This is a genomic window from Priestia sp. VA7 (assembly GCF_055710015.1).
In genome coordinates this window covers 325081-340305 of sequence record NZ_JBVQPN010000001.1, presented here as the reverse complement: position 1 = coordinate 340305, position 15225 = coordinate 325081, and the positions used below count along the sequence as shown (strand labels likewise).

Sequence of the window (15225 nt, the reverse complement as noted above, 5' to 3'; positions counted from 1 at the left end):
TAAAAAGATGTGAATCGCACTATGGCGTCATTCACGTTAGTCGTCAAGATGCATTATTTTTTGTCGTCGTTTACTTCTTCAAACTCTGCATCTACAACATCATCATTTTGAGCGCCTTGTTCACCTGCTTGCTGAGCTTGTTGAGCTTGTTGAGCTTGCTCATACAATTTTACAGTTAACGCTTGAACGATTTCTTGAAGTTCATCTTTTTTCGCTTTGATTTCTTCAAGGTCATTCTTTTCAATCGCTGCTTTTAAAGCATCTTTTGCTTCGTTAGCTTTTGTTACTTCAGCTTCTTCTACTTTTCCTTCAAGATCTTTTAATGTTTTTTCAGTTGTAAACACTAATTGATCTGCTTCATTGCGTAGTTCCACTTCTTCTTTACGTTGCTTATCAGCATCTGCGTTTTCTTCCGCTTCTTTTACCATACGGTCGATTTCATCATCTGATAAACCTGTTGAAGATTTAATTGTAATAGCTTGCTCCTTGTTTGTACCTAAATCTTTTGCACGAACGTTTACGATACCGTTTTTGTCAATATCGAATGATACTTCGATTTGAGGTACTCCGCGTGGTGCAGGTGGAATATCAGTTAACTGGAAACGACCTAGCGTTTTGTTGTCTGCAGACATTGGACGCTCACCTTGAAGAACATGAATATCTACAGCCGTTTGGCTATCTGCAGCCGTTGAGAATACTTGTGATTTACTTGTTGGAATCGTCGTATTACGCTCAATTAGCTTTGTAAATACGCCACCCATTGTTTCGATACCTAGTGATAAAGGGGTTACGTCTAGTAATACAACGTCTTTTACATCACCAGTTAATACGCCACCTTGAATTGCTGCACCAAGTGCAACTACTTCATCAGGATTTACACCTTTATGAGGATCTTGACCAGTTTCTTTTTTGATTGCATCTTGTACCGCCGGGATACGAGTTGAACCACCAACTAAGATTACTTTATCAAGTTCGCTTGCAGAAAGACCTGCATCTTTTAAAGCTTGACGCACAGGAGCCATTGTACGCTCTACAAGACCTGCTGATAACTCGTCAAATTTAGCACGTGATAAAGATACCTCTAAGTGAAGAGGACCAGCTTCTCCAGCAGTGATAAATGGTAAAGAAATTTGTGTAGATGTTACACCTGATAAATCTTTTTTCGCTTTTTCAGCCGCATCTTTTAAACGTTGAAGCGCCATTTTATCTTTGCTTAAATCAACGCCGTTTTCTTTTTTGAATTCAGCTACTAAATAGTCGATGATTACTTGGTCAAAGTCGTCACCACCAAGGCGGTTGTCACCTGCAGTTGCGCGAACTTCAAATACGCCGTCGCCAAGTTCTAGAATAGATACGTCAAACGTACCGCCACCAAGATCATAAACTAAAACTGTTTGATCTTCATCTGTTTTTTCTAATCCGTATGCAAGTGCTGCTGCAGTAGGCTCGTTAATAATACGCTCTACTTCTAAACCAGCAATTTTACCAGCATCTTTTGTTGCTTGACGCTCAGCATCATTAAAGTAAGCAGGAACTGTGATAACAGCTTTTGTTACAGGCTCACCTAAATACTCTTCAGCATAACCTTTTAAATGTTGAAGAATGATAGCTGACATTTCTTGAGGCGTGTATTGCTTGCCTTCAGCTTCCACCTTATGGTCTGTACCCATATGACGTTTAACTGAAATAATTGTGTTAGGGTTTGTAATAGCTTGACGTTTCGCTACTTCCCCAACTTGACGCTCACCGTTTTTGAATGCCACAACTGATGGCGTTGTACGGTTTCCTTCTGGATTTGGAATTACTTTTGGTTCGCCGCCTTCTAATACAGCGACACAAGAGTTAGTTGTACCTAAATCGATACCAATGATCTTACTCATTGACAATGACCTCCTTCATAATATGTAGTGTTATTGATTCACTTTAACCATCGCAGGGCGGATGATTTTATCTTTTAATTTGTAACCTTTTTGAAGCTCTTCTACTACCGTGTTCGGTTCATATTCATCGTCTTCTACTTGCATCACTGCTTGATGCTCGTATGGATCGAATGTTTTCCCGACTGATTCAATTGCTTCAACACCTTCTTTTTGAAGTGCCTCTACTAATTGACGGTATACCATTTCTACACCTTGCAGCACAGATTTAGTTTGTTCGTCCGCTGTGTTAACTTGTAATGCACGTTCGAAGTTATCAAGTGCTGGTAAAATATCCGAAACTAATGATTGAGCACGGTATTTTTGAGCAGCTTCTGCATCGAGACGTGAACGACGACGGAAATTATCGAAATCAGCTTGTAGACGTAAGTAGCGATTCTCTTCTTCTTCAAGCTGTTGCTTTAATTGATCATTTTCTTGTTGAAGAGGGTTTACTTCCTCAGACACTTCAGCTTCAGTTGCTTCAGCAGCGTCTGTTTGAACTTCTTCAACCACTTCTTCGTTTTGTTCTTCTACTTGCTTTTCGTTTGACAATTCATTCACCTCCCTTAAATGTTTACACAAAATGTTTACACACATTTTCACATTTTAAACAACGTTTTTTATTTTATCACAGGGAAAGGATGGAAGTAATATATTCCACCCGATTCCTTTATTCTTTATACAAGTTTGTTAATACTTGAGACATATCTGATGACAGCAGTGTAAGCAAACTAATCACACGCGCATATTCCATGCGGGTCGGTCCCAGTATAGCAATTGTGCCAAGCTGTTCGTGACCAAAGGAATAACTAGCTGTAATTAAGCTGCACCCTACCATTTCATTCAATTTATTTTCATGACCAATTTTCACATGTATGCCAGCCTCATTTGGGCTTAACAGCTTATAAAACTGCTGTTCATGTTCAATAATGTTAAACAGCCCGCGAATTTTATTAAGATCATGAAATTCCGGCTGAGCAAACATATTCGTTTTGCCGCCAACTACTAATTTGCCATTCATGTTGAGCTTTAATGCATCATTGAGTATATCCATCGTCTGCTCATACCCTTGAATGTGGCTTTTTAAGAGCGTCGCTACTTCTTTGTACATTTTATCATGTAAATCAGTAATGCGAACGCCGATGAGCTTTTCGTTTAAAATGTTAACCATTTTTTCAATATCGGAAGGTTGAATACTGCTCGGCAGCGTAATCGTCCGACTTTCAACGTGCCCTGTATCGGTCACAATAATGGCAACAGCTGACTGAGCCGTTAAAGGTAAAATCTGCAGCTGTTTTAACTTATGGCTGACCGCTTTTGGTCCTAGCACAATAGACGTTAAACTCGTTAAATCAGATAAAATTTGCGCTGACTTTTGAACGAGCTGCTCCAGTTCTACAATGCGTTCAGCGAATACCGAACGCACCGTGGAAACGTCGCTTGCTTTCAAGTGCTGCGGGGACACTAGATGATCAACATAATAACGATAACCTTTCTCAGACGGAACGCGCCCTGAAGAAGTATGAGTTTTTTCAATAAATCCAAGTTCTTCTAGGTCTGACATCTCATTACGAATCGTAGCCGAACTAAAATTAAACTCTTCTTTCTTAGATAATGTTCGAGAGCCTACCGGCTGCGCAGATCGAATGAAATCATCAATAATGACTTGTAAAATTAATAACTGTCGATCAGTAAGCACGCTTCATCACCTCTGTTAGCACTCTAAAACTCTGAGTGCTAAATCTAATAATAAATTACCAAATCACTATAGCGATGTCAACGATTTGATATTAGATTATCCCAATAAAGGCTTGAAAAACTTCATTCCCCAAAAATCGACCATTGTGTGTTAAAAAGACTGAGCTATTGTCTTCACCCAGAAGTCCTTTCTCTTTGTATTCTTGAATAGGTTCTCCAAATACATCTTTTAATTCTCGATTGAATTTTTTCTTAAACTCCTCTTTTGAGACTCCTTTCGTTTTACGAAGGCCCAAAAACATTTCTTCTTCCATTTTTTCAGCCTCGGTCACGCTCACTTCATTGAGATATGCATTTCCGTTTTGCTCGACCGAATCAATGTACTTTTTTAATGGTCCAATATTTGCTCGTCTTATTCCGTCTATATAGCTATGTGCGCCTGCGCCAATTCCGTAATAATCGTCGTTGTTCCAATATGTTAAATTATGAATACTCTCGTAGCCTGGCTTTGCGAAATTACTGATTTCGTATTGATGAAAACCTTGTTTGTCCATTTCTTTCATAAGCAGCTCATACATCGCTGCTTCTTCTTCTTGAGCAGGCAACGGCAGCTTCCCCTTGTTCATTAGGTTATAAAATACCGTTTTAGGTTCAATAATCAACGAATAGGCAGACATATGCTCTACCTCTAATGAAAAAGCCGTTTGAAGCGTCGAAGAGAAATCAGCTACCGTTTGTTCTGGCAGGCTATAAATTAAGTCTAAGCTTATATTCGACATTCCAATCTTTCTCGCTTGCTCAACACATTCAAATACCTGTCTGTTTGAATGCACACGTCCAATTTTCTCCAATAATCTTTCATTAAACGTTTGTACACCAATGCTTAAACGATTCACGCCATAATCATGGAGAAGCTGAAGCTTTTCTTTTGTCAATTCATTCGGATTGGCTTCAAATGTAAACTCACCTTTTTCGTCATAAGGGAGGTACATACGAATCGATTCTAAAAAATACTCCAGCTGCTGTTCATCTAAGGCTGTGGGCGTTCCACCCCCAACGAATATCGTGTTTAAATTGGTTGTTGGATAACGTTCGACTGTTTGGTTCATTTCTTCTCGCATGCTTTCCAAATACGGCATAACGGGCTGATTTTTGAAAAACACTTTATTAAAGTCACAATAGTGACAAATATGATGACAAAACGGGATATGCAGATATGCTGCCTTCACCATGGACTTCCACCTCAATCACATTTATAAATGATAAAAATACCGCAGAGTCTCTCTGCGGTATTTTTATCTATGTTCGTTCACACTTATTTACAGCGCTCAAAACTCTTTACTATCGTATCAGATTAGCTTGATTTTCAAAACTAATTTGACATGTTAAATAATAGAATTTCAGCTATTAATCTTCGTCCATGCGAAGCACAGCCATGAATGCTTCCTGCGGTACTTCAACAGAACCAACCTGCTTCATACGTTTTTTACCTTCTTTTTGTTTTTCAAGAAGTTTACGTTTACGAGAGATATCTCCTCCGTAACATTTTGCTAAAACGTTTTTACGAATAGCTTTAATTGTTGAACGCGCGACGATTTTTTGACCGATTGCCGCTTGAATCGGCACTTCGAACTGTTGACGTGGAATAAGCTCTTTAAGCTTTTCTACAATGACTTTACCACGATCGTACGCCGAATCTCTGTGTACGATAAAGGACAGTGCATCGACCGTTTCGCCGTTTAAGAGAATATCCATCTTCACAAGCTTCGAAGGCTGATATCCAATAAGCTCGTAATCAAACGAAGCATAGCCTTTTGTATTTGATTTTAATTGATCAAAGAAATCATATACAATTTCAGCTAGTGGAATTTCATATACAATACTCACACGATTAGCATCCAAGTACTGCATATCAATAAAGTTGCCTCGCTTCTTCTGACAAAGCTCCATCACAGCACCTACATAATCGTTTGGTACCATCATCGTTGCCTTTACATACGGTTCTTCCACACGTTCAATCTTTTGTGGGTCCGGCATATTAGACGGATTATCTACAGACAGATGAGTCTCGTCTGTTAAATACACGTCATAAATAACGCTTGGAGCTGTTGTAATTAAATCAATTTTAAATTCGCGTTCAATACGTTCTTGGATAATTTCCATGTGAAGCAACCCTAAGAATCCACATCGGAAACCAAACCCTAAGGCCTGAGACGTCTCTGGTTCAAACTGAAGTGCAGAGTCATTTAGCTCTAACTTTTCTAGTGCTTCACGAAGATCGTTATACTTTGCTGTATCAATTGGATACAGTCCGCAGTATACCATTGGATTCAGACGACGATAACCAGGAAGAGGTTCACTTGCTCCATTTTTAGCAAGTGTAATCGTGTCCCCTACTCGCGTATCTCCAACGTTTTTAATAGCTGCTGTTAAAAACCCTACGTCGCCAACAGAAAGTTCATCTTTAGCAACGGCTTTTGGCGTTAACACACCTAGCTCCGTTACCTCAAACTCTTTTCCTGTTGCCATCATTTTAATTTTGTCGCCTACTTTTACTCGTCCCTGTACGATACGAATAGATGCAACTACACCTCGGTATGCATCATAAAATGAATCAAAGATTAGTGCTTGAAGCGGTGCATCTGGATCCCCTTCAGGAGCAGGAACTTTTTCAACAATTTGTTCTAAAATTTCTTCGATTCCAATTCCTGCTTTAGCTGAAGCTAATACAGCTTCCGACGCATCTAATCCAATTACGTCTTCAACTTCTTGACGCACTCGCTCTGGCTCTGCACTCGGCAGGTCAATCTTATTAATGACAGGTAAAATTTCAAGGTTGTTATCAAGCGCTAAATATACGTTTGCTAGTGTTTGAGCTTCAATACCTTGAGCTGCATCTACTACTAGAATTGCACCTTCACACGCGGCTAAACTTCGCGACACTTCATATGTAAAATCGACGTGTCCCGGTGTATCAATTAGATGAAAAGTATACTCTTCTCCATCTTTTGCTTTGTATTGAAGCTGCACAGCATTTAATTTAATGGTAATTCCACGTTCACGTTCCAAATCCATCGAATCTAAAAGCTGAGCTTTCATTTCTCGCTGTGTTAACGCATTTGTTTTTTCTAAAATACGGTCTGCTAATGTTGACTTACCGTGGTCTATATGAGCAATAATCGAAAAGTTTCTGATTTTCGATTGTCGTTTCAATCTTGCTTCTCTATCCATATTTTTTTCACTCCTACTGAAAATCGGCAAAATACACTAAACTAAATTATAACAACACATTCGTCAACATTCAATAAGCATTCCATTGGGGATTTTTCCATACAAAAAAGCAGAAAGAGATTCTGCTTTTAATTAAGAAGATGATGGATAGCCTTAAAAGCTTTTCCTATTGTACTTTTTACGCCTTCCGCTAAACTTTGACCTAGCGAGGAGAAAAAGTTAAAAGCCTTTCGTTTTTCTAGAAACTGCTGTTTTTCATCAATATTCACGACTTTTTTTGAACCTAAAACAGCAGCTTCCACCTGACCATCTGACGTTTTAGAAACATTAATAACATGTTCAATCGAAGGGTCATTATATCCCTTCATTTTAATCAACCCTTGCTGAGCCGTCTGCATCCCTAAAAATACAATGCACAGTAAAAAAATGGTTAGCACTACTGATTTTAAAGTAAATTTAATCATATTATTAGGCCCCTTACTTCTTTATCTTCTGTAGTACTAACCATTATGACTATATTGTGAAGAACTCATTCATCTAAAAGCGTATTAATGAGTATATGCCCCAAAGTTCTCTTGATCCACTTCATGATGCAAAGCAGCGTTAAGTCCTCCTGCAACTACATTAGCCATATCTTCAATAAACATATCCACTTCTTTTGGCGTAACCATCAAATTATGGCCTAAAGGTGCAAGCACTTCATGAATAAGACGTCTTTTTTCTTCATCGTGAAGGGTGCCAATCATACCGAGATATGTTTGACGCTGCTCTTCATTAGGTAAATCATCCTCCGTGAGCTTCTTTTTTTCTCCAAACGTCATACCAGACGGAAGCAGCGACTTAGACGGCTTTCCCTGCTCTTTCATTTCTCGGCCAAAATGTTTTAAGATAAAGTCAATTGTATCGCTTGTAATGGAAACAGCATCCACCACCGTTGGAATACCTATTGCAATAACTGGAATGCCAAGTGTTTCATAACTGATTTCTTTGCGTTTGTTTCCAACCCCAGACCCCGGATGAATACCTGAATCTGAAATTTGAATGGTAGCATTTACCCGTTCAATCGAACGAGCGGCCAGCGCGTCGATTGCAATGATAAAATCTGGATTCACTTTCTTTACAACGCCAAAGATAATATCACTTGTCTCAATACCCGTCATTCCCATTACTCCCGGAACAATGGCGCTAACGGGTCTAAAGCCATCTTGCACGCTTTCAGGCTGTAGCTCAAACAAATGTCTTGTAATCAACAAATTATCTACTGCCTTTGGTCCAAGCGCATCTGGTGTAACACTTAAGTTTCCAAGACCCACTACAAGACAGCTAGCATCATCTGGAATGTTGAGGCTTTTAATAAAAAAATTCAGCTCTTTAGCAAATACTTCTTCCATGGCCTCTTGCTTTTCAGTATCCTGTTCGCGAATGCCTACCGATTCAAGGGTTACATATCGGCCTTTTTTCTTACCGATTGCTTCTGCGCCTTCTTCCGTAATTTCTACCATTGAAATTTTGACACCTTGTTCTTCTTTTTCTTTTACAATTACGCCTTTGATTTCTGACTGATTATTCGGTTTAGGCTGATTTTCTAACGCTATGTCTTTTGCTTCGACGGCTAAATCCGTGCGCACGCTATATTGACTTAAATTAAGTTCTTTTTCCATTTCTTAACCTCCTAGACAATCTTTGTTGAAATTATTGTCACCGAGGACTGGCAGATTCATGCATTTAAGAAATGAAAAGTGGAAGGAAGGGCGCAATATCAGCTACAAGCTTTTAAAGAGAGCTCTGTCATATAAAATTCCTTTTCAAGGCTATTGCATTCTGTCCTTGTGTTTGATAAAATATCTTTTGTTCTTATTGTGAAGAATGTCGAGTTCTATATAATCTCGATTGTTATCATTTCGGGAGGTGAAACGGATGCCAAACATTAAATCAGCTATCAAACGTGTAAAAACTACTGAAGCTCGCCGTGCTCATAACATTCAAGCTAAATCAGCTATGCGTACTGCAATCAAAAACTTTGAAGCTTTAGTTGAAAACAACGATGTAGATAACGCAAAAGCAGCATTTGCTGTTGCTTCTAAAAAATTAGACAAAGCTGCACAATCTGGTATTATCCACAAAAATGCTGCAGCTCGTCAAAAATCTCGCTTAGCAGTAAAACTTAACGGTTTATCTGCATAATTGAGACAAAAACGATCCCATTAGGATCGTTTTTTTATTGCGCTCTTTTTAATAAAAACAGCTGTAAAATAAGCGCTTTATCCATTTTCCCCGTCTTCATTTCATAATCTGCCTCTGCTAAATCCTTTAAAATTTCTTTAAGCTGCTGTTCCTCAAAACTTCTGCTCTGCTGCAAAGCAATTTTCACACGAAACGGATGAACCTTAATCGTTTGAGCAATTTGCTGCTGACCGTACCCTTGACTAGACAGCTGCTTCGTATGATAAATCAAACGAAACTGCGTCGCTAACAAAGATAAAATTTTAATAGGCTCTTCGTTATTACGCAGTAAATCCTGATACATATTTAAAGCAGTAGAAACCTTTCGCTGAATAACAGCGTCAATAAGCGTAAATACATTTTGTTCAAGCGTTTTTGCCACAAGCTTAAGCACAACTTCTTTTGTAATGACTCCGTCTTGTCCAACGTATAATACCATTTTTTCAATTTCATTTGTTACAAGCGTTACATTAAGACCCACAAGCTGAATAAGCAGCGTCACAGCATCTTCATCCATATTCACTCCATCTTTTGAAAGTAAATTATGAATCCACTGCTTCATTTCTTTTTCACCAAATTCGTTCGCTTCAATGTAAGCTGCTTGTTTTTTTAATAATTTTGTTATTTTTTTTCTTTCATCCAGCTTTTCATAAGGGGCTAGTAGAATTAACGTTGAAAAAGACGGGGGCTGCTCCACATATTGCTGCAGTTTTGCTAGATCATGCTCGACTTTATCTTTCGATTTTTCAGCCGTTAAAAACGCTGCATTTTTCGCAACCACTACACGCTTGTCTCCTAAAAAAGGAAGCGTTTCAGCATCTTCTAGAACTTGATCAATCGATGTTTCTTCTAAATCGTATAGTGACAAGTTAAATTCTTTATCTTCTTCATTTAACGTATAGTCGACGATTTTATCTCTAATCTTTTTACTCATAAATGCATTGACCCCGTGTATTAAATAAACGGGGGCTATATTATTTTTGGTAATACTTTTTAAGCTATCAACTGCCAACGTATATACGCTCCTCTTTTTTATTCATCTATATTGATTATGTATAGTTACTGATAAACAAAATACAATTTCTATCGTAAAGGTGTTATGAGTTTTTGGCAACAATACAAAAGGAATTGCCTTAAAACGACAATTCCTCAGTTTATGATAAACATTAACAATATAAGCCCTAGGTTACTTATTTGTTAATGATTAAACCCTTATCTCTATTTTCTCCTCATGCTCGTAAAGTATAGTTGTTAACTGTTGTCAGTTTGTGAAAACGCTTTTAAATTGTCTAGATTTTTAAAAAAAGTTAGATTATACTGTAAACAGGAGGGGTGTTAATGAACCAATTTGAAGAAAGTGTCCAAAGTAAACGCAACGACGCTGTCGATTCCGCCGTAGGATTTGGTGTTTCATTTGGCTTTTTCACTGCCTTATTTGTTATTGCAACTGTGATTCACTACTTGGGTTCGTAAAATTGCTTCAAGGCTGCTTCTTAGCAGTCTTTTTTAGTTCGTTTTTCTTACTATAGACTATGGAAGTTGCTGCGAAAACGTTCCTGACTTTTTTGTAAATTCATACATTACCCCACCATCTTCATCCGTTCGATAAATATACACTCCGTAGCTTTTCAGAAGCTCTAATATTTCTTGATGAGGATGACCATAACGATTTTTTTGCCCCGCTGAAACAAGCGCTACTTTAGGATTTAAATGTTGAACAAACTCTTCTGAAGTTGAAGTTTTACTGCCATGATGCCCAACTTTTAATACATCTGCTTTAAGGTTTGGAAAGTCTTTCAATATTCTTTGTTCTCCTTCCTTTTCTAAATCTCCGGTGAATAGCCATCTTAAATTTCCTAACTTAGCGTCTATTACAATTGAGCCGTTGTTGCTCGTTTCTTCGAAACCTGTCGGAGAAATAATCTGAAATAACACACCTCCTTCTTGCCAGCTATCTCCTTGTTGAACAATTTGAACAGGCACGCTTTGTTTTTGAGCAGCGATCACCAAGCCATTCTCTACATCATTTAATTCAGCTTTTTTCCCAAGCACCAGCTCTCCGACAGCCACTTGTGAAAATAAATGCTGTGCCGCCCCTGCGTGATCATAATCGCCGTGTGTAATAATCATTTTATCTACCCTTGTTATTCCTTTTGAATGCAAAAAGGGAACAAGTACATCTTCTCCCACGTCAAAAGAAGAACGACGTTTTTGCCATAGTTCTTTTGGAAATGAAACGGTTCCTCCGGTATCGATCATATACACACCTTTTCGATAAGGAAGCTCAATGATAAAGCAGTCTCCTTGTCCTACATCGACCATTGTGACCGTTCCTTTTGGATTCAAATAAGGATACATACATTGTGCGGCTAACAATGCCACGAGAAGAAACATATAGCGAACGAAAAATTCTCCTTCTTCGAACGCCACAAATAAAGCATAAATGCATAAGTACATGCCCAAAAACAGCACAATGTGGGGTTTTCCCGTTACAAAATCAGCGGGAATCCACTCAAAAGAGCCAAGCAATTTTTCACAAAAAAGTAAAAGAACATGAAGAATCTGCTCCAGCAGTTCACTCACTCCCGGCAAGAAGATACGAACAAAAAGAATGAGCAAACAAAGAGGTAATATAACAAGAGAAAACAGCGGTACAAAAACCATATTTAATGGCAAACTGAGGAGAGATACTCCATAAAAATAGTACAACAATAAAGGAAGTGAACTGACTTGTGCAATCGCTGAAACAACCATGAGCTGGCTGAAAGAAGAATGAAAACGAGGTAAAATCGTCTGACTCGATAAAATCAATGCAAAACTAACGGCAAAAGAAAGCTGAAACCCTACATCAAATAAATAGTACGGCTTAAAAAGCAGCATGGCTATAAAAGCAAGGCTGATGCTATCAACCAAAAGAATTTTTCTTTGTATTTTTATCGATATAAGCATCAGCATACTCATAAAAACAGCTCGGACAACTGAAGCGCTGCCACCGGCCAAAACCATGTATACAGGAAGAAGCAAAAGTAAAAGCGTAATGGCTCGCTCGCGCGTTATTCCAATCCGAATGAGCAAATAAAAACACATTGCTGTCAGCAGTCCAACATGAAGACCTGATATGGCAAGCAAGTGTATTAAACCAAATTGCTGATAGCGCTTGATACTCTCTTCTTCGATGCCGGTGCGCTCGCCGTAAATTAGTGCCTGCATAAACCCAGCGCCTGGATCCGACATATTTTGTTGAATATAATTAATTCCTTTTTGACGAATAAAGGTAAGGTACGTAAGTGGAGTTAGAGTGGGGAGCTGGCATTTTACCAAATCAAGTCTCTTGACGTTAAGCTGCCAATGAATAGACTGATGGTACAAATATTGCTGATAATCAAATGCATGAAGGTTGCGAGCAGGTGAAGGAGAAGTTAATTGCCCCGCTAGTTGACAAACTTGATGAATCGTTAGCTTTTCGAGCTGCTGTTTCTCTTCCAACGTTTTTAGTTTATAAAAAGCCATGACCTCTTCATTTTGAACCGTAAACTTAAAAGTAAGTTTGTCGCCGTCACTATGCGGCACAGATGAAATTTCACCTGTAAAAGAAGAAGATTCAGTTAAAAGAACCGTTTTGTTATGCTTATTTGTCTCAGCTAATAGGTAGACGCACAAAACACTCAACAGTGCAGAAGTAATAACCACTTTCCTCGGACATTGTAGCCATTGAAAAATGAAAAGCACGATTAGCAAAAACAGGCTTACAGCGGAATGATTATCATATACATATAAAGCTAGCATCATGCTAAAAGCACAGTAAATATAATATCCTTTCACTTTTAGCTCCTTTCTTCTTAAAAGAAAGAGGCTTCTTACTGTTACCAAGTAAAAAACCTCTTTTACCTTTAATTTGCCGTAAACAAAGCGAGAGCTTCACGCTGTAAATTCATCACTTCTGCTTCGTCCGCTCCGCTTTTTTCTAAACGAGCGAGAACATCCGTCACAAATTGAAGCTTTTCTTTACTTTTTAAGTCAATGATTGCGTCATCAAGTTCAACTTTTGCTGTTTTCACTCCCGCCTGTTGAAATAACTCAACAGCATACGGATGATTTTTGTAATCATTAGCGTAATATACTGTTTTAATTCCCGCTTGAATAAGGGCTTTACAGCAGTTTAAACACGGAAAATGCGTGACGTATACTTCCGCATCTTCTGTTTTCACACCAAACTTAGCACACTGCAAGAGTGCATTCACTTCTGCATGGACAGTTCTTACACAGTGTCCATCAATCACATAACAGCCTTCGTCAGCACAATGCACGCCTCCGCTGATCGAGCCGTTGTATCCTCCAGCTATAATACGTTTATCACGCACCACTGTAGCCCCAACAGCCAGACGTTCACAAGTGCTTCTTAAGGCTAGCAAATGGCTTTGTGCCATAAAATATTGATCCCATGAAATCCGGTTCATCTCATTCCCTACCTTTTTATTTAAAACTCAATAATTATAATTATACTTGTCTCTTTCATAGTGTAGCGTTTCTTTTCCTTTTTCGTCAATAAGTCTCTACTGTACCGTAATTTGAGCTTTGATTTTTTCTAGCGACTTCTCGCCAATACCTGATACTTGCCCCAAATCCTCTACTGTTTGAAACAAGCCATTTTCCTCTCGATATGAAACGATGGCACTCGCTTTTGAAGGTCCAATTCCATTTAGCGTTTGCAGTTCATCAGTGTTCGCTGTATTGATATTAACCAGGGGCTGATCATTTGAAGTTCCTGAGGAAGAGATTGAAGAAACTGGAGATGAAGGCGGGATTTCTTCTCCAGCAGCTGGAATGTAAACAGCCATTTCATCTTGTAGCTTGCTAGCTAAATTGAGCTGTCTTAAGTCCGCCTCTTTCGTAGCGCCTCCGGCTTGTGCTAGAGCATCTTTTACCCTTGCGTCTTTCGGAAGCTGGTATACACCAGGCTTCTGAACAGCTCCTTTAATATCCACCATAACAAATGGGGAATCTTGGCTCGAAATTACTTGATCAGACGACTCTCCTTCTTTTCTTGCAGCAGAAGATTCTGCCTTTATCATATCTGAGGTTTGAAGAGAACTTTCCGATTTCTCTCCGCCTGTGCGATAGATATAAAAAGCCAACCCAATTGCTAAACAAATACAGCCAATTAGCCATTGTTTTTTTGAAAAAGTCAAATTGTACACTCCTTTGAATTTTGAAGTAACGTCATAAATTCCATTACGTCTTCATAGTGTTTAGAAGAAAAGGCTTTTGAAGGAGGGAATGAATCAGTGAACATAGGGTTTATCGGAACAGGAAACATGGGGAAAATATTAATTGATGCGTTTATTGAATCAAAAGCCGTACGTCCTTCTAAAATTACTATTATGAATCGCACAAAAAAAAGAGCCAAAGAGATTCAACAGCAGCATAAAAAAATTAATGTTGCTGATACAGCTGAAGAAGTTGTTCACGCATCCAAAGTCATTTTTATTTGTGTTAAGCCATTGGATATTCACCCCCTTTTAATAAAATTAGAACCACTGCTGACGAAAGATCATTGCATTGTATCCATTACCAGTCCAATTAGCGTAGAACAAATCGAACGCCTCATTCCGAGTCAAGCAGCTAGAATTATCCCTAGCATTACGAATCGGGCATTAGCAGGTGTTTCTCTTTTCACGTTTGGAGAAAGATGTACGCCTTTTTACCAAAATTATTTACATGAATTATTTTCATCTATGTCAAAGCCTGTGGCTATTGATCAAACGATTACGCGTGTATCATCCGATATCGTAAGCTGCGGTCCTGCATTCTTCAGCTTTTTGCTTCAACGCTTTATTGATGCAGCAGTTCAAGAAACAAATATTTCTGAAGAAGAAGCTACCGTCATGGCCAGTGATATGATTATTGGAATGGGAAAACTGTTGGAAAAAGAAATATTTACGCTTCCTACCTTGCAGGATAAAGTATGCGTAAAAGGCGGTGTAACCGGAGAAGGTATTAAAGTTTTAGAAGCTGAACTCGGAGAGATGTTTGTGCACGTCTTTCAAAAAACACATGAAAAATTTGACGAAGACATTGAGCTTGTTCACAATCAGTTTGATAGTCTTATTCCATAATTTCTGTAGAAATCCTGCTTTGAAACAAAAAAAGAAGC

Annotated in this window: 14 protein-coding genes; 3 read left to right on the top strand and 11 right to left on the bottom strand. The window is 38.6% G+C overall.

The genetic code is table 11. The features are described 5' to 3' along the window. Positions 1-53: 53 nt before the first annotated feature. From dnaK to gpr, 7 genes are all read right to left on the bottom strand, one after another. Positions 54-1880, bottom strand: coding sequence for a molecular chaperone DnaK (gene dnaK, locus AC0C45_RS01780; protein ID WP_098580655.1), 1827 nt, complete (start codon positions 1878-1880; stop codon positions 54-56). A 30-nt stretch (positions 1881-1910) separates the two neighbouring features. Next, on the bottom strand, positions 1911-2471 hold the full coding sequence (gene grpE, locus AC0C45_RS01775) for a nucleotide exchange factor GrpE (RefSeq protein WP_016765598.1): 561 nt from the start codon (positions 2469-2471) through the stop codon (positions 1911-1913). 118 nt (positions 2472-2589) lie between these two features. Further along, complete coding sequence (hrcA, locus tag AC0C45_RS01770; protein WP_013059244.1) at positions 2590-3618, bottom strand: heat-inducible transcriptional repressor HrcA; 1029 nt, start codon at positions 3616-3618, stop codon at positions 2590-2592. 91 nt (positions 3619-3709) lie between these two features. After that, a complete protein-coding gene (gene hemW, locus AC0C45_RS01765) occupies positions 3710-4849 on the bottom strand; it encodes a radical SAM family heme chaperone HemW (RefSeq protein ID WP_047932588.1) in 1140 nt (379 codons plus the stop codon). A 175-nt stretch (positions 4850-5024) separates the two neighbouring features. Further along, positions 5025-6848: a translation elongation factor 4 gene (lepA, locus tag AC0C45_RS01760; RefSeq protein ID WP_013059246.1), complete on the bottom strand. Its 1824-nt coding sequence runs from the start codon at positions 6846-6848 to the stop codon at positions 5025-5027. Positions 6849-6976: 128 nt separating this feature from the next. After that, the gene (locus AC0C45_RS01755; protein ID WP_013085063.1) at positions 6977-7312 is read right to left on the bottom strand and encodes a DUF3679 domain-containing protein; all 336 of its coding nucleotides are present in this window, start codon (positions 7310-7312) and stop codon (positions 6977-6979) included. Between the two features lie 84 nt (positions 7313-7396). Then, complete coding sequence (gene gpr, locus AC0C45_RS01750) at positions 7397-8509, bottom strand: GPR endopeptidase (protein ID WP_034648856.1); 1113 nt, start codon at positions 8507-8509, stop codon at positions 7397-7399. Positions 8510-8765: 256 nt separating this feature from the next. Here gpr and rpsT point away from each other — a divergent pair, with 256 nt between their 5' ends. After that, entirely contained in the window at positions 8766-9032 is a 267-nt protein-coding gene (gene rpsT / locus AC0C45_RS01745) for a 30S ribosomal protein S20 (RefSeq protein WP_013059249.1), read from the top strand. 34 nt (positions 9033-9066) lie between these two features. Here rpsT and holA read toward each other — a convergent pair whose 3' ends face one another. Next, the gene (gene holA / locus AC0C45_RS01740; protein ID WP_013059250.1) at positions 9067-10083 is read right to left on the bottom strand and encodes a DNA polymerase III subunit delta; all 1017 of its coding nucleotides are present in this window, start codon (positions 10081-10083) and stop codon (positions 9067-9069) included. 326 nt (positions 10084-10409) lie between these two features. Here holA and AC0C45_RS01735 point away from each other — a divergent pair, with 326 nt between their 5' ends. Next, entirely contained in the window at positions 10410-10544 is a 135-nt protein-coding gene (locus AC0C45_RS01735) for a YqzM family protein (RefSeq protein WP_013059251.1), read from the top strand. 57 nt (positions 10545-10601) lie between these two features. On the opposite strand, the gene AC0C45_RS01730 is transcribed toward AC0C45_RS01735, so the two are convergent. The 3 genes from AC0C45_RS01730 to AC0C45_RS01720 all read right to left on the bottom strand — a co-directional run bounded on the left by AC0C45_RS01730 (position 10602) and on the right by AC0C45_RS01720 (position 14260). Further along, positions 10602-12893: a DNA internalization-related competence protein ComEC/Rec2 gene (locus AC0C45_RS01730; RefSeq protein ID WP_237892973.1), complete on the bottom strand. Its 2292-nt coding sequence runs from the start codon at positions 12891-12893 to the stop codon at positions 10602-10604. 68 nt (positions 12894-12961) lie between these two features. After that, a complete protein-coding gene (locus AC0C45_RS01725) occupies positions 12962-13528 on the bottom strand; it encodes a ComE operon protein 2 (protein WP_013085067.1) in 567 nt (188 codons plus the stop codon). 96 nt (positions 13529-13624) lie between these two features. Then, a complete protein-coding gene (locus AC0C45_RS01720; protein ID WP_047932585.1) occupies positions 13625-14260 on the bottom strand; it encodes a helix-hairpin-helix domain-containing protein in 636 nt (211 codons plus the stop codon). A gap of 96 nt (positions 14261-14356) precedes the next feature. On the opposite strand from AC0C45_RS01720, the gene comER reads away from it, so the two are divergent. After that, entirely contained in the window at positions 14357-15187 is an 831-nt protein-coding gene (gene comER / locus AC0C45_RS01715; RefSeq protein ID WP_013085069.1) for a late competence protein ComER, read from the top strand. Positions 15188-15225 lie beyond the last annotated feature (38 nt).

Bases quoted from the DNA above. Each gene is read 5' to 3' on its own strand.
- dnaK (WP_098580655.1), bottom strand. From the start codon at position 1,880: ATGAGTAAGATCATTGGTATCGATTTAGGTACAACTAACTCTTGTGTC.
- hemW (WP_047932588.1), bottom strand. From the start codon at position 4,849: ATGGTGAAGGCAGCATATCTGCATATCCCGTTTTGTCATCATATTTGT.
- lepA (WP_013059246.1), bottom strand. From the start codon at position 6,848: ATGGATAGAGAAGCAAGATTGAAACGACAATCGAAAATCAGAAACTTT.
- AC0C45_RS01755 (WP_013085063.1), bottom strand. From the start codon at position 7,312: ATGATTAAATTTACTTTAAAATCAGTAGTGCTAACCATTTTTTTACTG.
- gpr (WP_034648856.1), bottom strand. From the start codon at position 8,509: ATGGAAAAAGAACTTAATTTAAGTCAATATAGCGTGCGCACGGATTTA.
- rpsT (WP_013059249.1), top strand. From the start codon at position 8,766: ATGCCAAACATTAAATCAGCTATCAAACGTGTAAAAACTACTGAAGCT.
- AC0C45_RS01735 (WP_013059251.1), top strand. From the start codon at position 10,410: ATGAACCAATTTGAAGAAAGTGTCCAAAGTAAACGCAACGACGCTGTC.
- AC0C45_RS01725 (WP_013085067.1), bottom strand. From the start codon at position 13,528: ATGAACCGGATTTCATGGGATCAATATTTTATGGCACAAAGCCATTTG.